Source organism: Hylemonella sp. GW821-FHT12C09, assembly GCF_058807395.1.
Genome location: NZ_JBXAQQ010000004.1, coordinates 219,369 through 237,960, shown reverse-complemented (window position 1 = coordinate 237,960; position 18,592 = coordinate 219,369). Strand labels below are relative to the sequence as shown.

Here is an 18,592-nt window from a genome sequence, read left to right as displayed (position 1 = left end):
CAACAGGCCAGCCCATGCAAACCCCAGCCCCCGAGGAAACAGCGCACGATCCGAGCCAGCCGCCGTGCGTGCTGGTGTTCAACGCCAACGACCCCAGCGGCGCGGGCGGCCTGTCCGGCGACGTGTCCGCCATCGCCTCGGCCGGCGCCCACGCATTGCCCGTCATCACCGGCACCTACGCCCGCGACACCGCAGAGACTTTCGACCATTTCCCCTTCGATGAAGAGGTGGTGGCAGAGCAGGCACGCGGCCTGCTGGAAGACGTGACCGTGCAGGCCATCAAGGTAGGATTTGCCGGCACGCCCGAGAACCTCAGCACCATCGCCGGTATCGCCACCGACTACCCGGACATCCCGCTGATCGCCTACATGCCCAACCTGTCCTGGTGGAGCGAGGTGCAGATCGACCTCTACCTGGACGCCTTCCAGGAGCTGGTTTTGCCCCAGACGACAGTGTTGGTCGGAAACCACAGCACCCTGTGGCGCTGGCTGCTGCCGGACTGGAACGGCGAGCGCAGCCCCAGCGCGCGCGACATCGCCCGCGCTGCTGGCGAATATGGCGTGCCCTACACCCTGGTCACCGGCATCCCGGCACCCGATCAGTACATCGACAACGTGCTGACGTCGCCGCAAACCGTGCTCGCCAGCGAAAAGTTCGAGCGTTTTGAAGCGGTATTTTCCGGCGCCGGCGACACCCTCGCGGCCACGCTGACTGCCCTGATCGCCAGCGGCTGCGACCTCAGCGAAGCCTTCACCGAGGCCCTGGACTACCTGGACCACTGCCTGGATGGTGGCTTTCGCCCCGGCATGGGCAACGTGATCCCCGACCGCCTGTTCTGGGCCCAGGCCGACCTCGACGACAACGATGACGCCGACGACGGGCCGCAGGGCCCGGCCTCCCAATTGGAACTCCCCCCGCATGACATCCAGCACTGACCGTAACGAGACCTTGTTCGAGCGCGCCAAGCGCGTCATCCCTGGCGGCGTGAATTCGCCCGTGCGCGCCTTTCGCGCCGTGGGCGGCACGCCGCGCTTCGTCCAGCGCGCGCAGGGCGCCCATTTCTGGGACGCGAACGGACAGCGCCACATCGACTACATCGGCTCCTGGGGCCCCATGATCCTGGGCCATGGTCACCCGACCGTGGTTGCCGCCGTACAGAAGGCCGTGACCGAGGGCTTCTCCTTCGGCGCACCGACCGAGCGCGAGATCGAACTGGCCGAGGAAATCCTGCAGCACCTGCCATCCATGGAGATGGTGCGCCTGGTCAGCTCGGGCACGGAGGCCGGCATGAGTGCCATCCGCCTGGCGCGCGGCGCCACGGGCCGCAGCAAGATCATGAAGTTCGAGGGCTGCTACCACGGGCACGCCGACGCCCTGCTCGTCAAGGCCGGTTCGGGCTTGGCCACCTTCGGTTACCCCACCAGCGCCGGCGTGCCGGCCGAGGTGGTGCAACACACCCTGGTGCTCGAGTACAACAACATCCAGCAGCTGGAAGCAGCCTTCGCCTTGCACGGCAAGGAGCTGGCCTGCCTGATGATCGAGCCCATCGCCGGCAATATGAACTTCGTGCGCGCCTCGGTGTCCTTCATGCAGCGCTGCCGCGAGCTCTGCACGCAGTACGGCGCCCTGCTGGTGTTCGACGAGGTCATGACGGGTTTTCGTGTGGCCCTGGGCAGCGCACAGAGCGTCTACGCCCAGGCCATCCCCGGTTTCAAACCCGACATCACGGTGCTGGGCAAGGTCATCGGCGGCGGCATGCCGCTGGCGGCCTTCGGCGGGCCGCGCGCCCTGATGGAACAGATGGCTCCGCTGGGCCCGGTCTACCAGGCCGGCACGCTTTCGGGCAACCCCGTCGCCACGGCCTGTGGCCTGGCCACCCTGCGCGAGATCAGCAAGCCCGGCTTCTTCGATGCGCTGTCGCGCAAGACGCGCAGCCTGGTCGACGGGCTCAAGGCCGCCGCCGCCGCTGAAGGCGTGCCCTTCAGCGCCGACTGCCAGGGCGGCATGTTCGGCTTCTTCCTGATGCCCGAGCTGCCGCAGAACTACACCACGGTCATGAAGACCGACAGCCCGCGCTTCAACACCCTGTTCCACGGCCTGCTGAATCGCGGCGTCTACATCGCACCGGCCCTCTACGAGGCCGGTTTTGTCAGCGCCGCACACAGCGAGGAAGACATTGCACAGACCGTGGCTGCGGCGCGCGAAGTGTTCAAGCGGCTGGCGAAGTAGCTAGCGACGCCCCAAGGAAAAAGCGGCCTGGGGCCGCTTTTTTCATGCCTGTCGCGCGGGGCTCAATGGCGGAAATGACGCACGCCCGAGAACACCATGGCCACGCCGCGCTCGTCGGCCGCATCGATGACTTCCTGGTCACGCATGGAGCCACCGGGCTGGATCACGCAGGTCGCGCCGGCGTCCACGACCACGTCCAGGCCGTCACGGAAAGGGAAAAAGGCATCGCTGGCCACGGCTGTGCCTTGCAGCGTCAGATTGGCATGCTGGGCCTTGATGCTGGCGATGCGGGCCGAGTCCAGGCGGCTCATCTGTCCGGCGCCCACGCCCATGGTCATGCCGTCCTTGCAGAAGACGATGGCATTGCTCTTGACAAACTTGGCCACCTTCCAGGCGAACATCAGGTCTTCAAGCTGTTGTGCCGTCGGCGCCTTCCTGGTCACCACCTTCAAGTCGCTGCGTTGCAGCTCGTGGTTGTCGGCGGTCTGGATCAGCAGTCCGGAGCCGACGCGCTTGACGTCGTGCGAGTTCTGGCCGCGCTCCCAGGCGGTCTGGCCGTCGCGTTTCACACCGTCGAGTGAAATCTCCAGCACCCGGACGTTGGCCTTGGCCTTGAACACGGCCAGCGCCTCAGGCGTGTAGCCGGGCGCCATCAACACCTCGACAAACTGCTTGCTCACGGCCTGGGCCGCTGCGCCATCCACCACACGATTGAAGGCGATGATGCCGCCGAAGGCCGAGGTCGGATCGGTCTGGAAGGCCTTGCTGTAAGCCTCCAGCGTGTCCTTGCCCACGGCCACGCCGCAGGGGTTGGCGTGCTTGACGATGACGCAGGCCGGCACCTCGAAGCTCTTGACGCATTCCCAGGCGGCGTCTCCATCGGCGATGTTGTTGTAGCTCAGCTCCTTGCCCTGCAGCTGCCTGGCCATCACCAGGGAACCGGGTGCCGGATACAGGTCGCGGTAGAAGGCAGCCGACTGGTGCGGGTTCTCGCCGTAACGCAGATCCTGCAGCTTGACCATATTGCTGTTGGCCTGGGCCGAGAAAGGCGCGTGGGTACCGTCCTCGTTGATCGCCGACAGGTAGTTGCTGATGGCCGCGTCGTAGTTGGCAATTCGGTTGAAGGCCGCCACCGACAGGGCAAAGCGCAGCTTGTCCGAGAGCTTGCAGGATCCGGTCGCATGCGTGGCCTTGAGTTCGGCCAGCACCGCCGGATACTGCGAGGCGTCGGTCAGCACGCCCACATCCTTCCAGTTCTTGGCCGCGCTGCGCACCATGGCCGGGCCGCCGATGTCGATGTTCTCGATCGCATCTTCCAGCGTGCAGCCGGGCTTGGCCACCGTGGCTTCAAAGGGATAGAGGTTGACCACCAGCAGGTCGATGGTGTCGATGTTGTGCGCCTTGAGCGCGGCCATGTGCTCGGGCACATCGCGGCGGGCCAGCAGGCCGCCATGCACCTTGGGGTGCAGGGTCTTGACGCGGCCGTCCAGCATCTCGGGGAAGGCGGTGACTTGGGCCACCTCGGTCACGGGCAGCTTGGCATCGGCCAGCAGCTTGGCGGTGCCGCCGGTGGAGATCAGCTTGATGCCCAGCGCATGCAGGGCCTGGGCGAATTCGACGATGCCGGTCTTGTCGGAAACGGAGAGGAGTGCGTACATATTTTTCAGTTGAGGTCAGCGCTGACGATGCGCCCCACCATGTTTATTTGAGAAGTTTGTGTTCGACCAGCTTCTTGCGCAGGGTGTTGCGGTTCAGGCCCAGCCAGAGCGCGGCGCGCGACTGGTTGTGCTCGGCCTGTTGCATCACCACTTCCAGCAAGGGCTTCTCGACGATGCGCACCAGCATGTCGTACATGCCGTCGGGTTCGGTACCGCGCAAATCCTTGAAATAACCTTCCAGGCTGATGCGCACGCATTCTTCGATCTGTTTTTTGCTCATGCGGCAAGCTCCATCTGTTCCTCGTCCCTGTCTTCGGGGGCATCCATCCCGGCGGCCGGCATGCGGTCCATGTGGAGGCTCAATCCATCAAAAAAATCAGCAACCGCCTGGACCTGGGCCCGGCTGTCTTCCAGCGTGTTCATGCGGGCACGGAAAGCCTCGCCACCCGGCAAGGCCTTGGCGTACCAGCCGATGTGCTTGCGCGCGCTGCGCACGCCCGTGTAGTCGCCATAAAGCGCGTAATGGTCTTCCAGGTGCTCCAGCAGCAGGCGCCGCACCTCCACCACCAGCGGTGGCACCAGTTGCTCGCCCGTGGCGAGGAAGTGGGTGATCTCGCGAAAGATCCAGGGGCGCCCCTGGGCCGCACGACCGATCATCAACGCGTCGGCCCCCGTGGCGCGCAACACGGCCAGGGCCTTTTCGGGCGAGTGGATGTCGCCATTGGCCACGACCGGGATACGCAAGGCGGCCTTGACGGCGGCGATCGTGTCGTACTCTGCCGCGCCCTTGTAGCCCTGCTCACGCGTGCGGCCGTGCACCGTGACCATCTGCACGCCGGCGCTTTCGGCCGCGCGCGCGATGGTGAGCGCATTCTTTTCGGTCTGACACCAGCCAGTGCGCATCTTGAGCGTCACAGGCACGTTGCGCGGCGCGCAGGCGGCCACCACGGCCTCGATGATCTCCAGGGCCAGCGCCTCGTCCTGCATCAGGGCCGAGCCGGCCCATTTGTTGCAGACCTTCTTGGCCGGGCAACCCATGTTGATGTCGATGATCTGGGCGCCGCGATCGATGTTGTAGGCCGCGGCCTCGGCCATCATCGGTGCGTCGGTCCCGGCAATCTGTACGGCGATCGGCCCCGCCTCGCCCTCATGGTTGGCACGGCGCGAGGTCTTCAGGGTGTTCCACAAGTCCTTGCGCGACGTCACCATCTCGCTGACCGCATAACCTGCCCCCAGGGCCTTGCACAGGCGACGGAACGGCCGGTCCGTCACGCCCGCCATCGGGGCCACGAACAGGTTATTCGGCAGTTCGAAGGAACCGATGTGCATGCGGGTGTGGAAAAGCAAGGCGCCAATGAAAGATGCCACCGCCAGAACTGGCAGCAGCCGGGCCGGCTATTTTAGCTGCACAAAATTTCAGCAATTGAAATCAGGCGCCGCCGGTCGCAAGCCGCTGCCTATACTGCCCCTCTATGGAGAACTGGATCACCCAGCTGCTGACGCTATTGGCACTGCCTGAATACGGCCTGGTCACGCTGTTCCTGATCGCCTTTGTCTCGGCCACGTTGCTGCCGCTGGGTTCGGAGCCGGCCCTGTTCGGCCTGCTCAAGCTCAATCCGGAACTGTTCTGGCCGGCCATCCTGGTCGCTACGGCCGGCAACACCTTGGGGGGGGCCGTCAGCTGGGCCATGGGCTGGGAATCGCACAAGCTCATCGACAAGTACCGCCATTCCGAGACGCATCTGCGCGCGCTCGACTGGCTGGAACGCATCGGCCCCCGGGCCTGTCTGCTGAGCTGGCTGCCGGTGATCGGCGACCCGCTGTGCGCCGTAGCGGGTTGGCTGCGCCAGCCCTTCTGGCCTTGCCTGTTCTACATGGCCATCGGCAAGCTGGCGCGTTACCTCACGATGACAGTGGCGCTGCTCTGGCTCTTCCCGGGCGGCTTCAGCTTCTAGCGCGCCGATAGCGGCGGTAGAGCGGCGGCAGCACCAGCAGCACGATGGCAACGGCCATCAGCGAGCCCGACAGCGGCCGCGTGAAGAAGGTGAACCAGTCGCCCTGGCTGATCGTGAGGGCCTGCCGCATGGACTGCTCTGCCATGGGCGACAGGATCATGCCGACGATCAGCGGCGCCGCCGGAAAGTCGAAACGCCGCATGACAAACCCGATCAGGCCAAAGAAGAAGAGCAGGCCCACGTTGAAGATCGAGTTCCCGGCGCCATAGACACCCGCGGTCGAGATCACGATGATGCCGGCGTACAGCCAGGGCGGCGGGATCTTCAGCAGCTTGACCCACAGGTTTACCAAGGGCAGGTTGAGCACCAGCAGGATGACGTTGCCGATGTAAAGGCTGGCGATCAGCGTCCAGACCAGGGCACCCTGCTGGCTGAACAATTGCGGGCCGGTCTGGATGCCGTAGCCTTCAAAGGCCGACAGCATGATGGCCGCCGTGGCCGAGGTGGGAATGCCCAGCGTGAGCAGGGGCATGAGCACACCGGCGGCGGCGGCGTTGTTGGCCGCCTCGGGCCCGGCCACGCCCTCGATCGCACCGTGACCGAACTCCTCGGGATGCCTGGAGAGCTTCTTCTCGGTGTAGTAGGACAGCATGGTGGGCAGCTCCGCGCCACCTGCCGGCAACGCGCCGATGGGAAAGCCGAAGAGCGAACCGCGTAGCCAGGGTTTCCAGGAACGCGCCCAATCCTGCTTGCTCAGCCACAGGCTGCCCGACATCTTCATCACCTCTCCGCTGCGCGACTCGCGCCCCTGCCAGGCGAGGTACAGGGCCTCGCCCACGGCGAACAGCCCCACCGCCACCACCGTCACCTCCAGCCCGTCGAGCAGCTCGGCGCGACCGAAGGTGAAACGCGGCTGTCCGGTCTGCAGATCGATACCCACCAGACCACAGAGCAGACCAGCGGTCAGGCTCAGCAGGCCGCGCAGCACGGAACTGCCCAACACGGCGGACACGGCCACCAGCGACAGCACCATGAGGCTGAAGTATTCCGCCGGACCGAAGGCCAGGGCCGCCTCCACCACCCAGGGGGCGAAGAAGGTCAGCGCCAGCGTGCCGATGGTGCCAGCGACGAAGCTGCCGATAGCCGCTGTCGCCAGGGCCTGGCCGGCGCGACCTCGCCGCGCCATCTTGTTGCCCTCCAGCGCCGTCACCACCGAGCCGGATTCACCGGGGGTGTTGAGCAGGATGGAGGTGGTCGAACCACCATAAGCAGCACCGTAGTAGATACCGGCGAACATCACAAACATGCTGGTGGCCGGCACCTGGTAGGTCAGAGGCAGCAGCAGGGCGATGGTCAGCGCCGGGCTGATGCCCGGCAACACGCCCACCAGGGTGCCGATCAGGCAGCCCGCAAAGCCCCACATCAGGGTCAGGGGTTGCAGGGCGCTGCCGAAACCGGTCAGCAGGGCGTCAAAGGCTTGCATGCTCGCTCCACTCGCAGAAACAGGGAATCAGAAAGGCCAACGCAGCGCCGGCCCCAGGCCGATGCCCAGCAACTGGGCGAACACCAGCCAGAACACGGTGGCGATGGCGCCGCAGACCAGCGCCGAACGCCAACCCAGCGGCGCGTCGAAGGCACGTGCCACGCCCATGCCGCAGAGCGCGGCCGGCAGCACAAAACCCAGCGGCCCCACCAGGGCCATGAAGACAACGCCACCACCGAGCAGGCTGGCCAGCCGCCGGCTGCTGCCGGGCAGGGGCTCCTGCTCGGGCGCGTGGCTCACGTCGACCTGGCGGCCCCGCCAGGCGCTCACGCCATAGAGCAGGGCCAGCACCGCCAGCCCCCCCACCACCACGGCCGGGGCCAGCACCGGCCCGACCGTCATCTGCATCAGCGACTCGGGGATGACCGTCACCTGCCAGATGGCCGCGGCGGCGATGGCCAGCAGCAGGACAGCCAGGCGCAGAGGCGTCATGGAGAGGCCTCCATGCTTCGCACTGCGGCGCGAGCCCCCTTCGGAACGGCCGTGCGGGGACTCATGCCAGCCCCAGATCCTTCATGACCTCTTCGGTGTCACGAATGTTGGCTTCGATCTCGCGCTCGAAAGACTGCGCGGCCAGGAACACATCAGTCCACTTGCGCGTCTCCAGCTCCTTGCGCCAGGGCTCGGAGGCATTCACCTTGCTCATGAACTCCACCAGCGCCTCGCGCTGCGCGGCGTTGATGCCCGGGGGAGCGAACACGCCGCGCCAGTTGGCCGCGGTGACACGTACACCCAGCTCGGTCAGGGTCGGCACGTTGACGCCCGGGATGCGCTTGTTTCCCGACACCGCCAGCGGGATGAGGCGGCCAGCCTTGATCTGCTCCTCGAACTCGGAGTAGCCGGAAATGCCCGCGACCACCTGCCCACCGAGCAGCGCCGCATTGGCCGGCCCGCCGCCGGAGAAAGCCACATAGGCCGCGTCGCGCGGGTTGCGGCCCAGCGCCTTGATGATGAGACCCAGCAGCACGTGGTCGGTGCCGCCGGCGCTGCCACCAGCGACGGACACCGCTTTCGGGCCGGCCTTGATCGCGGCTTCCAGGTCGGCCCAGGTCTTGATCTTGCCGCCGGCCGGCACGGCCACCACGCCGGCCTCTTCGGTCAGGCGCGCGATCGGCGTCACGTTGCGCATGGTGACCGGGCTCTTGTTCGCAATGGCGGCGCCCACCATGACCGAACCGCCGACCATCAGGCTGTTGCCCTGGCCCTTGCGCTGGTTCACATAGCGGGGCAAGCCCACCATGCCGCCGGCCCCGGCCACGTTCTCGAAGGCCATATTGCCCACCAGCCCGGCGCCCTTGGCCGCACGCTCGATGGCGCGCGCCGTGCCGTCCCAACCCCCACCGGGTGCCGCCGGCACGAACATGTTCAGGGTCTCGAACAGGGGCTTGCCTTGTGCCCAGGCCGGCACCACCAGAGCGGCACCCGCAGCAGCGCCCAGGCCCAGAAACTCACGCTTGTTCATCTTCATCGCCATCTCCTGTGTAAGAATCAAATGCAGGCACCAGCCCGCCAGATGCATTCTGGTCACGGGCCGGGGCGCCGGCTTTCAAACGGCTGTCAATCCGGTTCAGTAGAAACCCTTAGTGCCTGTTCGCCATCGGTCAATCAAGTGTCAACTGGCCCTAGCCCCCACATCCTGCTGGTCGAGGACACGCCCGATCTCGCGCTCTGGCTGGGCACCGCCCTGCGCCAGACGGGTTTAGCCGTGAGCTTTGCGCGGGACGGACATGAGGCCCTGGCGCAGCTGGCGGCAGGCCATGGCTTTGACGCCGTGCTGCTGGACCTGCAGCTGCCCGGCCTGGACGGGCTGTCCGTGCTGCAGAGCCTGCGCGAGCGCGGCGACACCGTACCCGTGCTGGTGCTCACCGCCCGCGTCAGCGTGCCCGACCGCGTGCTAGGCCTGAACCTGGGCGCGGACGACTACCTGCCCAAACCTTTCGACCTGAGCGAACTCGAAGCCCGGCTGCAGGCCCTGCTGCGCCGGCCCGGTCGCACCAGGAACACCCGGCTGCGTCTGGGGCCCCTGGAGATGGACCGCAGCTCCGGCCAGGTCAGCCTGTTTGACCAGCCCCTGGCCCTGACCCCCAGGGAAGCCGCCGCCCTGCGGGTGCTGCTGGAAGACCCGCGGCGCACCGTGAGCAAGGACGATCTGCACCGCGCCGTCTTTGCCGACGACGCCGTGGAACTGGAAGCGGTCGAGGTGCTGATCCACCGCCTGCGCAGGAAGCTCGAATCCGCCCCCGTACCGCCGGGACAGGCCGGGCCACCCGTCGTCCACACCATCCGGGGCCTGGGCTACATGCTGATGCCACCGGCCGGGCCAGGCCACTGACATGGCAGCGACCGCCGCCTCGCTGCGCACCCGCCTGCTGGGCTGGATCCTGCCGCCGCTGGCCGGGCTCATTGCCATCAATGCCTGGGTGGCCTATGGCAATGCCATCGAAGCCAGCAACGAGGCCTACGACCGCGCCCTGTACCTGGCCAGCCGGGCCCTGGCCGAGGAGCTGGTCTGGCGCAACGGCGCGCTCCAGGTCAACGTGCTGCGCGCCGCCGGGTATCTGCTGGAGAACCACACGGGCGCGCGCCTGTATTACCGCATCAGCGACGTCAACGGCCAGCAGCTGGCCGGCGAGGCCACCCTGCCGGCCGCCACACCCGGACCGGCAGCCAGCGTCAAGTACTACGCCCTGGTGCAGTTCGAGGATGGGCACTTCCGGGAACGCCCCGTGCGGCTGGCCCACCTCACCCACGTGCTGGAGGACGAACAAGGCAGGTCGCACATCCTGAAAGTCAGCGTGGCCGAAACCCTGGAAACGCGCCAGCAGATGGTTCAGCTGCTCCTGCGCGAAACACTCGTCAGCCAGACGCTGCTGCTGCTGGCGGCAGCGCTGCTCGTGATTGCAGGCGTGCAGCACGGCATCCGCCCCCTGGAGAATTTCCGCCAGCGCCTGGCCGAGCGGGGTGACGACGATCTGTCCCCCATCCATCCCCCGGACCTGCCCCGCGAGCTGCGCCCGCTGGTGGAAACGCTGAACAGCTACCTGGCGCGCCTGGGCCGGCTCATCGATATCCGCAAGCGCTTTCTGGACAATGCCGCGCACCAGCTGCGCACGCCGCTCACAGTGCTCAAGACGCAGCTGGCACTGGCCGACCGGGAGAGTGCGGCACTGGCTGCGGCGCGCAAAACGACCGACGAGGCCGTGCGACTGACCGAGCAGTTGCTGGCCATGACCCGCGCCGAGCACGCTGGCGAAATGCATGCGCCTTCCGCCGGAACGTCCGTCGATCTGGTGCCCCTGGCACGGCAGGTGATCCAGGAATACCTGCCTCGTGCGCTGCAGCGTGGCGACGACCTGGGCTTCGAGACGGGTGTGGACAGCTGCGGGGTGCCCGGCACCGAAGCCCTGCTGCACGAAGCGCTGGGCAACCTGATCGACAACGCGCTGCACCACAGCCCGCCTGGCACGCGCGTCACCGTGCGTGTGGGGCTGCGCTGGGTGGAAGTGGAAGACACGGGCCCGGGCATCGCCCCCGAGCACCGGGCCCATGTGTTCGAACGCTTCTACCGGGCCGCGCCGCCTGCGCTGCGCGGCAGCGGTCTGGGCCTGGCCATCGTGCGGGAAATCGCGCAGCAATACGGCGCGCAGGTCTCGCTGCGCAGCGCCGCGGGCACGGGGACGGTGTTCCGGATGGAATGGCCCGCCAGCTGAGGCCTGGTCTCAGGCGCTGAACAGGAAGTTCATCACGTCGCCGTCCTTGACGACGTAGTCCTTGCCTTCGGCGCGCATCTTGCCCGCATCCTTGGCGCCCTGCTCGCCCTTGCAGGCGATGAAGTCCTCGAAGGCGATGGTCTGGGCGCGGATGTAGCCCTTCTCGAAATCGGTGTGGATCACGCCGGCGGCCTGCGGCCCCGTGTCGCCCACATGGATGGTCCAGGCGCGCACTTCCTTGACGCCGGCGGTGAAGTAGGTCTGCAGACCCAGCAGCTTGTAGGCCGCGCGGATCAGGCGATTGAGGCCCGGCTCCTCCTGGCCCAGTTCCTTGAGGAAGTCCAGGCGGTCGGCATCGTCCATCTCGGACAGTTCGGCCTCGATCTTGGCGCAGATGGCCACCACCGGCGCGTTCTGGGTGGCCGCGTATTCCTTCAGGCGATCCAGGTAGGGGTTGTTCTCGAAGCCATCTTCGCTCACGTTGCCCACGAACATCGCGGGCTTGGCCGTGATGAAGAAGAACTGCTTGAGCAGCGGCTGCTCTTCCTTGCTGAACTCGATGGTGCGCACCGGCTTGCCCTGGTCCAGCGCCGCCTGGCACTTTTCCAGGATGGCCACCAGCTTGATCGATTCCTTGTCGCCCGAGCGTGCCGTCTTGGTCACGCGATGCAGGGCCTTCTCGACCGCGCCCAGGTCGGCCAGACACAGCTCGGTCTGGATCACTTCGATATCGGCGATCGGGTCCACCTTGCCGGCCACGTGGATCACGTTGTCGTCGGCAAAACAGCGCACCACGTTGACGATGGCGTCGGTCTCGCGGATGTGCGCGAGGAACTTGTTGCCCAGGCCCTCGCCGGTGCTGGCGCCGGCCACGAGACCGGCGATGTCCACGAACTCGACGATGGCCGGCACCACCCGCTCGGGTTTGACGATCTCCGAGAGCTGCGCCAGGCGCGGGTCCGGCACCTCGACCACGCCCACATTGGGCTCGATGGTGCAGAAGGGGTAGTTCTCCGCCGCGATGCCGGCCTTGGTCAGGGCGTTGAAGAGGGTGGATTTGCCGACATTGGGCAGGCCGACGATGCCGCACTTGAGAGACATGGAAATTCCTTTGAAATCAACCCCTTGTGCACCATCCTGCCTCACGGGGCGGGGTGGGCTGCCCGGCCCCGTGCCGGGGGCACGCAGACGGCAGAACAGAAAACCGGGTGGGAAGACCTCGGATCCGGAGGATCTCATCCTCGTCTCTGCCCAGGGGAAACTGCTCGCGATTGTACTGATCGGTAGACCGTGGCGCCGGCGCGCCACGGCATCAGCCTGCCGCCAAGGAAGATCTCAACTCAGCTCCTGGGCCTCCAGCACCTCCTGCGCATGCCCCAGGCCCGTGGCGCGGACCAGCAGCTGCCAGCGCTCCAGCTCCGTCTTCACATGCTGGCACAGTTGCTCGGGCGTGCTGGTCTGGACCTGAGCCCCATCCTGCTCCATGCGAGCACGTACTTCGGGGTCTTCCAGCACCTGATTCAAAGCCCGGTTCAATTTCTTGACGATGGACTCCGGCGTTCCGGCGGGCGCAAACAGGGCATACCACTGCGTCAGATCAAAACCCTTGATGCCCAGCTCCGCCAGGGTCGGTACCCCGGGCCAGGCGCTCAGGCGCGACGCCGAGGCAACCGCCAGCAGCCTGAGTTTTCCGCTTTTCAGATACGGCAGGGCGCTGAACAGGCTGGGGAACATCCACTGCGACTGCCCCCGTACCATCGCACTGATGGCGGGCGCCGCGCCCGCATGCTGGATGCCCTCCTGCCCCTGCGCCTCAAAGGTACGCAGGAACATCTCGGCCGCCAGGTGAGGTAGGGTCCCTTCGCCGGCCGAAGCGTAGTTGAAACGCCCCGCCGAGGACGAACGCAGTCGCTGGATGAAGGACGGCACATCCTGGACCGGCGTTTCATTGCTGACCACCAGCACCGTGGGGGAATAGCCCACCAGCCCCACCGGGGCAAAGTCCTGGAAGGGGTCGTAACGCAAGGTTTGCAGCACCGGGTTGATGCCATGCGTCGCGATGTAACCGAACATCAGCGTGTGCCCGTCCGGCCGGGAGGCGGCGACGTACTCCGCCGCCACACTGCCGTTGGCACCGGAGCGATTCTCCACGCTCACAACATGCCCTAGCGCAGGCCCGAGCTTGCGCGTGAGGATGCGCGCCATCGTGTCATTGCCACCCCCGCCGCTGGTGGGAACGATGACCTTGACCTCCTCCTCGGGGAAGCGGTCCGCAGACTGCGCCGCGCCCGCCTCCTCGGGGTCGCGGGCGGGGAAGACATAGGCCGGCAGCGTCAACTCCCCCTGCATGATCTTGCGCGCCGTGCGCACCAGGGCGGCCCGGACGACGGCGATCTCGCCCCCCTCTGCCGTCATCTCGACATCCACGTCGATCTGACCCTGTGGATGCACGACCGCCAGAAGATGGCGACCGGCGGCACGGGCCGGCCCGCTGGCGACGGTGCCGGGCAAGGCAAAGGCCGTGCTGACGCCGATGGCGCCGGTCACGGCATGCGAGGCATGGCACTTGTGGGGCGTGAAGTACCGCGAGACGATGCTGTCGGGATGATCCCCCGGGCTGACCAGCACCGGCTTGGGAATCACGCTGTGGGTCACATCGCCCAGGCCCATGCGCGCGCCCATGAGGATGCGTAGTTTCTCGATGCGCTCCAGCAAGGCGGTGTTGGCGTCCAGCTCGGCCGGGCGCTCACGGCCCGTCACCCCCAGATCAGTCGCGCGAAGAATCATCAGCGGCATGGCCGCGTCAATGCAGGTCACCGCCAGACCGTCGACCACGTCAATACGCTGCCCGGTGGGAAAGACCTTGCCGGTGACCGCGCCCCAGGCGTCCAGGAAATTCAGGAGGATGGGCGCGGCGGTTCCGGGAACGCCATCGATCCGGGCATCGCCCTCGTAACTGACCTGCCGACCGGGTGTGCAGACGGTGGACTCGATGGTCGCGCCGGTGTTCACGTTGTAGATGCGCACGGTGGTGGTGCCGTCCTGGGCTTGGATGAGGCCCTGCTCGATCGCGAAAGGCGCCACGCCAGCGAGCATGTTCCCGCAATTGGGCCGGGTGTCGACCGACTGGTGGCCGACCCCGACCTGCGCAAACAGGTAGTCCAGGTCGCAACCGGGCCGCGTCGAGCGCGACACGATGGCCACCTTGCTGTTCAGTGTGCTGTTGCCGCCCAGGCCGTCCAGCTGCAAGGGATCGGACGCACCGATGGCGCCGATCAGGGCCTGATCACGCTCCTGGTCGCCCGGCGGCAGCCATTCGCGCAGGAAAAACGGCCCCCGGGACGTCCCTGCACGCATCAGCACGCATGGGATATTTCTCTTCAGCATGGCACTCAATCCGCTTCGAGCCTGGCCCGCTGGACCACACCCCGCCATTTGGCCAGGTCCGTCCTCACCAGCTCACCCAACTGCTCGGGGGTGCTGGGTTCGACATCCGCACCTTGGCCTTCGATGCGCTTGACGATCTCCGGGTCCGCGAGTGCTATGTTCAGGGCCTGGTTCAGCCGGACGATGACCTCCTTCGGGGTCTTGGCCGGAGCGAAAAAGCCATACCACTGATCGACATCGACCCCCTCCACCCCCAACTCTTTCAGCGTGGGGACTTGCGGCAACACCGGCGAGCGACGGGACCCGGCGATGGCCAGGGCTTGCAGCTTGCCCGACTTGACATAGGGCAGCGCCGCGAACAGGCTGGGAAACATCATTTGCGTCTGCCCGGCGATCGTGTCCATGATGGCTGGCGAAGATCCTTTGTAGGGCACGTGCAGCAGCTGGGTCTGGGTCGCGAGCTTGAACAGCTCTGCCGTGAAATGGGGCGCCGTTCCATTGCCGGCCGAGGCGAAGCTGAACGCCTCGGGCCGTTCCTTGATCATCCTGACCAAGTCCTTCACATCCCTGGGCTTCAGGGTGGGATGAAGCACCATGATCGTGGGCGAGTAACCCACGCGACCCACCGGCTCGAAATCCTTGATGGGGTCATACCGAAGTTTCTGCAGTGCGGGATTCATCGCATGGGTCGCGATGTAACCGAACATCAAGGTGTTGCCATCTGGCGCGGACTTGACGACGTGCTCCGCCGCCAGGGCGCCATTCGCACCCGCCTTGTTGTCGACGATGACCGGCCGATGGAGCAGGGTGCTCATCTTCTGCCCTATGGTGCGGGCCATCGCATCATTGCCACCACCGGGAGCCGTCGGAACGACGATCGTGATCGGACGCACGCCTTGCGCGTGGCCGGTTGCCACGCCCCACGCCATGCCCAAAGCCAGCAGCAGTTTGTATCGGATCCCCATCTCTCACCTTCTTTCGGATTGCCTTTTTTCCTCGTGAAAAAAGGATTTGAAAATTGATGGGGTGGATGGTGCAAGAAATCCCGTCTTTGTTGAAGTGCAACTTTTAATATGATTGATGCATGCAACACATCAATTTCGATCTGCACCAGCTGCAGGCCTTCATCGCCGTGGCCGAACGCGGCAGTTTCAGGGCCGCCGCCGAACACATCCACCTGTCACCGCCGGCCCTGAGCCGGCGTATCGAGAAGCTGGAATCCATCCTGGGCACGCGGCTGTTCAACCGCACGACCCGCGAGGTCGAACTCACCAGCCTGGGGCGCGTCTTCCTGGAGCGCGCCCGATCGGCCGTCGACGACCTGGAGGCAGCCATGCTGGGTATTTCCGACATCGCTGCCACCCGCAGCGGGCGCGTCACCGTGGCCTGCGTGCCCTCGGCTGCGCTGTACTTCCTGCCGCAGGTCATCAGCAGTTTTTCACGCCAATACCCGGCCATCCGCATCCGGGTCATCGATGAATCCATGAACCAGACGCTGCAAAGCGTGCTGTCCGGCGAATCGGACTTTGGCATCGGCTTCATGAGCGCCTTGATGCCGGAAATCAAGTTCGAAGACATCCACGACGATCCCTTTGTCGTCGCGATGCGGCGCGATCACGCCTTGACAGCCCGCAAGACGGTCAGCTGGTCGACCATTGCCAACGAACGCCTGATCTCGGTGGCCCGCAGCAGCGGGAACCGGCAACTGCTGGACGACGTGCTGACCCAGGCCGGCATCAAACCCGATTTCGCCTTCGAGGTCAGCCACATCGGCACACTGCTGGGCATGGTGGAGGCCGGCCTGGGGCTGGCCGCCGTGCCACGCATGGCCTTGCCCGCGAACCACAGTGCCGTGATCGGACTGCCGCTGAAAAACCCCACCATCTCGCGCAGCCTGGGCCTACTCACGCGCCAGGGCGTCACTCTGCGCCCGGCGGCGGCCATGTTTCACACCCACCTGTCCGAGGCCCTGCGTAAACGCCGGCCCGTGCCGGACGCGCCGCTTCAGTCGAAGCGATAGCTGGCGCGGACTGGCTGCCCGACGCGCAGCACATGGTCCACCCCCGCCGTGATGATGCTGTTCATGCCGAAGGTCAGAGCGCCTTTGACACGCGCGTCCTGACGGTAGGTCTGCAGGGTGTCGTTCACTTCCGGACTGCTGTGGGCGGTGTCGGGGTCAATATTGGGGATGGGGCAGCGCGGGCAGGGCTTGACCGGCGTGAGCACAGCCTCCCCTTCGCCCGTGGCGATCTGCAGCGGGCCCACGCGGTCTTCATCGTGGGCCTCCAGGCCTTCCAGCACAACGTTGGGCCGAAAACGCCGGATGTCCACGGGCGCATGCCCCCGGGCCTGCAGGCGCTCGTTGAGCCCTTCGAGCGCAGACTGGCCCAGCAACAGCACGGGGTAGCCGTCGCTGAACTGGTTGAGCGCCTCGGCCTCGCCCGTCCATTTCCTGTCGGACAGGCGCCGATGTTCGGGATCAAAACGCACCAGCCGGTACTTGGGCGCATTTGCCTTGGGCAGGCCCTGCTCGTTGAGCGCCAGGAAGTCGGTAAACCACTGGGCCGCAATGTCGCCCATGTCCCAGGCGGGGACTTCGTCGTCCCAGACACGCACACGGGCCGGCGCCTCGACCGCATCGACGCGCAGGTGCAGGGCCAGCATGCCGGGCGCGCGCAGCTGCAGCTCGGTGCCGCCGCGCTTGAAGGCCGGCTGGATCAGCGCCATGCGTGGCTCCTCGCGCTGGCTCAGGAACTCGCCCTCGCTGTCCACCACCATCCAGGCGCGGTCCAGGTCCAGGCCCGTCTCGGTGAGCAGGGCCTCGGACAGCTCGACGCCGGCGCAGGACTTGATGGGGTAGACAAAAAGACGGGCAATGCGGGCCTGCACGTCGGCCGGCGGGGTCGGGAGGTCACTCACGGATCGATTTCCTGGGTTGACTGAGAACAAGGTCAATTCTGCCCTGCCTTCTACAATCCTCCCATGCCCCAAGCCCTGGACATCTGCATACGCGGTAGCGGTATCGTCGGCCGCACCCTGGCCCTGCTGCTGGCACGCGAGCGCCTGCGCGTCGGACTGGTGGAACAGCCGGCCCCGGCAGGCAAGCCGCCGGCCACCGACGTACGCGCCTATGCGCTGAACCGCGCCTCACGCGAACTGCTGGAAAGCGTGCGCTGCTGGCCTGCCGACGAGGCATCGGCAACGCCGGTGCGGCGCATGCAGGTCTGGGGCGACCGCGGCAGTGAACTGAATTTCGATGCTGGCGAATCCGGCAGCCCGGCACTGACCTGGATCGTCGACGTGCCGGTGCTCGAAGCCCAGCTGGCCGAAGCCGTGCGTTACCAACCCCAGATCGAGGTGCTGAGTGCGCCGGCGCCGGCCCGGCTGACCGTGGTCTGCGAAGGCCGTACCAGCAGCACACGCGCCGAATTCGGCGTCGACTTCGAGGTCACGCCCTACCCACAGCATGCCCTGGCCACCCGCCTGCGCTGCGAAAGACCCCACGACCAGGTCGCCCGGCAGTGGTTTGCACAGGGCGAGATCCTGGCTTTTTTGCCCTTGGACGGCGCCCACGGGAACTCTGTGGCCGTCGTCTGGTCTGTCTCTCCTGAGCGTGCCGGACATCTGCAAGGCCTAGAAGCCGTCGATTTCTGCCACGAACTGGAGGACGCCAGTGCCCACTCACTCGGTTCTCTCACGCTGGCCAGCGAACGCCGGACCTGGCCCTTGCAGAAAGCCCAGGCCCGGCAGTGGTCGGGCCGCGCAGCGGGAGGCGCCTGGGTGCTGGCCGGTGATGCGGCGCACAACGTGCACCCGCTGGCCGGCCAGGGCCTGAACCTGGGCCTGGCCGATGTGGCGGAACTCACGCGAGTGCTGCACGGACGCGAGTACTGGCGCGGCGTAGATGACGAAAAGCTGCTGCGTCGCTACGAACGGGCACGCAAGGCCGGCATGCTGGCCCTGGATATGGGCATGGACGGGCTGCAGCTGCTGTTTGCACGCGAGGGCGAGGCATGGGGTGCACTGCGCCACTGGGGCCTGCAAGGCGTGGAGCGCAGCGGGATGCTGAAGAACTGGCTGGCGCGGCGCGCCATGAATTTTTGAAAGTCG

The 18,592-nt window shown here is 66.4% G+C and carries 17 protein-coding genes; 7 read left to right on the top strand and 10 right to left on the bottom strand.

Annotated elements, in window-relative coordinates; all coding sequences use genetic code 11:
- The first annotated feature begins 14 nt into the window (after window positions 1–14).
- Both thiD and hemL read left to right on the top strand, forming a co-directional pair.
- Complete coding sequence (gene thiD / locus AC1RRP_RS09055; protein ID WP_493035317.1) at window positions 15–935, top strand: bifunctional hydroxymethylpyrimidine kinase/phosphomethylpyrimidine kinase; 921 nt, start codon at window positions 15–17, stop codon at window positions 933–935.
- Window positions 919–2,229 (top strand): glutamate-1-semialdehyde 2,1-aminomutase, encoded by a 1,311-nt coding sequence (hemL, locus tag AC1RRP_RS09050; protein ID WP_493035314.1) that lies wholly within the window; start codon window positions 919–921, stop codon window positions 2,227–2,229. The genes thiD and hemL overlap by 17 nt, the downstream gene beginning before the upstream one ends.
- 62 nt (window positions 2,230–2,291) lie before the next feature.
- On the opposite strand, the gene purH is transcribed toward hemL, so the two are convergent.
- From purH to dusB, 3 genes are read right to left on the bottom strand one after another with little or no spacing between them, the layout of a single operon-like run.
- Window positions 2,292–3,887, bottom strand: a complete 1,596-nt coding sequence (purH, locus tag AC1RRP_RS09045; RefSeq protein WP_493035312.1) for a bifunctional phosphoribosylaminoimidazolecarboxamide formyltransferase/IMP cyclohydrolase — start codon at window positions 3,885–3,887, stop codon at window positions 2,292–2,294.
- Between the two features lie 43 nt (window positions 3,888–3,930).
- The gene (locus AC1RRP_RS09040; protein ID WP_493035310.1) at window positions 3,931–4,167 is read right to left on the bottom strand and encodes a Fis family transcriptional regulator; all 237 of its coding nucleotides are present in this window, start codon (window positions 4,165–4,167) and stop codon (window positions 3,931–3,933) included.
- Window positions 4,164–5,216, bottom strand: coding sequence for a tRNA dihydrouridine synthase DusB (dusB, locus tag AC1RRP_RS09035; RefSeq protein ID WP_493035530.1), 1,053 nt, complete (start codon window positions 5,214–5,216; stop codon window positions 4,164–4,166). The genes AC1RRP_RS09040 and dusB overlap by 4 nt, the downstream gene beginning before the upstream one ends.
- Window positions 5,217–5,359: 143 nt before the next feature.
- Between dusB and AC1RRP_RS09030 the strand changes: the two genes are divergently transcribed.
- Window positions 5,360–5,842 (top strand): YqaA family protein, encoded by a 483-nt coding sequence (locus AC1RRP_RS09030; protein WP_493035308.1) that lies wholly within the window; start codon window positions 5,360–5,362, stop codon window positions 5,840–5,842.
- Here AC1RRP_RS09030 and AC1RRP_RS09025 read toward each other — a convergent pair.
- The 3 genes from AC1RRP_RS09025 to AC1RRP_RS09015 all read right to left on the bottom strand — a co-directional run bounded on the left by AC1RRP_RS09025 (window position 5,832) and on the right by AC1RRP_RS09015 (window position 8,853).
- Window positions 5,832–7,325 carry a tripartite tricarboxylate transporter permease gene (locus AC1RRP_RS09025; RefSeq protein WP_493035306.1) on the bottom strand — a complete coding sequence of 498 codons (1,494 nt, stop codon included), beginning with the start codon at window positions 7,323–7,325 and terminating at the stop codon, window positions 5,832–5,834. The genes AC1RRP_RS09030 and AC1RRP_RS09025 overlap by 11 nt on opposite strands.
- Before the next feature lie 27 nt (window positions 7,326–7,352).
- Entirely contained in the window at window positions 7,353–7,817 is a 465-nt protein-coding gene (locus AC1RRP_RS09020) for a tripartite tricarboxylate transporter TctB family protein (RefSeq protein WP_493035304.1), read from the bottom strand.
- 61 nt (window positions 7,818–7,878) lie between these two features.
- Window positions 7,879–8,853, bottom strand: coding sequence for a Bug family tripartite tricarboxylate transporter substrate binding protein (locus tag AC1RRP_RS09015; RefSeq protein WP_493035302.1), 975 nt, complete (start codon window positions 8,851–8,853; stop codon window positions 7,879–7,881).
- A 141-nt stretch (window positions 8,854–8,994) separates the two neighbouring features.
- On the opposite strand from AC1RRP_RS09015, the gene AC1RRP_RS09010 reads away from it, so the two are divergent.
- The gene (locus AC1RRP_RS09010; protein ID WP_493035300.1) at window positions 8,995–9,717 is read left to right on the top strand and encodes a response regulator transcription factor; all 723 of its coding nucleotides are present in this window, start codon (window positions 8,995–8,997) and stop codon (window positions 9,715–9,717) included.
- A gap of 1 nt (window position 9,718) precedes the next feature.
- Window positions 9,719–11,095, top strand: coding sequence for a sensor histidine kinase (locus AC1RRP_RS09005; protein ID WP_493035298.1), 1,377 nt, complete (start codon window positions 9,719–9,721; stop codon window positions 11,093–11,095).
- Window positions 11,096–11,104: 9 nt separating this feature from the next.
- Here AC1RRP_RS09005 and ychF read toward each other — a convergent pair whose 3' ends face one another.
- The 3 genes from ychF to AC1RRP_RS08990 all read right to left on the bottom strand — a co-directional run bounded on the left by ychF (window position 11,105) and on the right by AC1RRP_RS08990 (window position 15,411).
- On the bottom strand, window positions 11,105–12,196 hold the full coding sequence (gene ychF, locus AC1RRP_RS09000; RefSeq protein WP_493035296.1) for a redox-regulated ATPase YchF: 1,092 nt from the start codon (window positions 12,194–12,196) through the stop codon (window positions 11,105–11,107).
- A gap of 234 nt (window positions 12,197–12,430) precedes the next feature.
- A complete protein-coding gene (locus tag AC1RRP_RS08995; protein WP_493035294.1) occupies window positions 12,431–14,458 on the bottom strand; it encodes a 4-oxalomesaconate tautomerase in 2,028 nt (675 codons plus the stop codon).
- Window positions 14,459–14,487: 29 nt separating this feature from the next.
- The gene (locus AC1RRP_RS08990; RefSeq protein ID WP_493035292.1) at window positions 14,488–15,411 is read right to left on the bottom strand and encodes a tripartite tricarboxylate transporter substrate binding protein; all 924 of its coding nucleotides are present in this window, start codon (window positions 15,409–15,411) and stop codon (window positions 14,488–14,490) included.
- A gap of 155 nt (window positions 15,412–15,566) precedes the next feature.
- Between AC1RRP_RS08990 and AC1RRP_RS08985 the strand changes: the two genes are divergently transcribed.
- On the top strand, window positions 15,567–16,502 hold the full coding sequence (locus tag AC1RRP_RS08985) for a LysR family transcriptional regulator (RefSeq protein WP_493035290.1): 936 nt from the start codon (window positions 15,567–15,569) through the stop codon (window positions 16,500–16,502).
- On the opposite strand, the gene AC1RRP_RS08980 is transcribed toward AC1RRP_RS08985, so the two are convergent.
- Entirely contained in the window at window positions 16,487–17,401 is a 915-nt protein-coding gene (locus tag AC1RRP_RS08980) for an MOSC domain-containing protein (RefSeq protein WP_493035288.1), read from the bottom strand. The genes AC1RRP_RS08985 and AC1RRP_RS08980 overlap by 16 nt on opposite strands.
- A gap of 63 nt (window positions 17,402–17,464) precedes the next feature.
- Here AC1RRP_RS08980 and AC1RRP_RS08975 point away from each other — a divergent pair, with 63 nt between their 5' ends.
- Window positions 17,465–18,586 (top strand): FAD-dependent monooxygenase, encoded by a 1,122-nt coding sequence (locus tag AC1RRP_RS08975; protein ID WP_493035285.1) that lies wholly within the window; start codon window positions 17,465–17,467, stop codon window positions 18,584–18,586.
- Window positions 18,587–18,592 lie beyond the last annotated feature (6 nt).

Bases quoted from the DNA above. Each gene is read 5' to 3' on its own strand.
- thiD (WP_493035317.1), top strand. From the start codon at position 15: ATGCAAACCCCAGCCCCCGAGGAAACAGCGCACGATCCGAGCCAGCCG.
- hemL (WP_493035314.1), top strand. From the start codon at position 919: ATGACATCCAGCACTGACCGTAACGAGACCTTGTTCGAGCGCGCCAAG.
- purH (WP_493035312.1), bottom strand. From the start codon at position 3,887: ATGTACGCACTCCTCTCCGTTTCCGACAAGACCGGCATCGTCGAATTC.
- AC1RRP_RS09040 (WP_493035310.1), bottom strand. From the start codon at position 4,167: ATGAGCAAAAAACAGATCGAAGAATGCGTGCGCATCAGCCTGGAAGGT.
- dusB (WP_493035530.1), bottom strand. From the start codon at position 5,216: ATGCACATCGGTTCCTTCGAACTGCCGAATAACCTGTTCGTGGCCCCG.
- AC1RRP_RS09030 (WP_493035308.1), top strand. From the start codon at position 5,360: ATGGAGAACTGGATCACCCAGCTGCTGACGCTATTGGCACTGCCTGAA.
- AC1RRP_RS09025 (WP_493035306.1), bottom strand. From the start codon at position 7,325: ATGCAAGCCTTTGACGCCCTGCTGACCGGTTTCGGCAGCGCCCTGCAA.
- AC1RRP_RS09020 (WP_493035304.1), bottom strand. From the start codon at position 7,817: ATGACGCCTCTGCGCCTGGCTGTCCTGCTGCTGGCCATCGCCGCCGCG.
- AC1RRP_RS09015 (WP_493035302.1), bottom strand. From the start codon at position 8,853: ATGAAGATGAACAAGCGTGAGTTTCTGGGCCTGGGCGCTGCTGCGGGT.
- AC1RRP_RS09005 (WP_493035298.1), top strand. From the start codon at position 9,719: ATGGCAGCGACCGCCGCCTCGCTGCGCACCCGCCTGCTGGGCTGGATC.
- ychF (WP_493035296.1), bottom strand. From the start codon at position 12,196: ATGTCTCTCAAGTGCGGCATCGTCGGCCTGCCCAATGTCGGCAAATCC.
- AC1RRP_RS08990 (WP_493035292.1), bottom strand. From the start codon at position 15,411: ATGGCGTGGGGCGTGGCAACCGGCCACGCGCAAGGCGTGCGTCCGATC.
- AC1RRP_RS08985 (WP_493035290.1), top strand. From the start codon at position 15,567: ATGCAACACATCAATTTCGATCTGCACCAGCTGCAGGCCTTCATCGCC.
- AC1RRP_RS08975 (WP_493035285.1), top strand. From the start codon at position 17,465: ATGCCCCAAGCCCTGGACATCTGCATACGCGGTAGCGGTATCGTCGGC.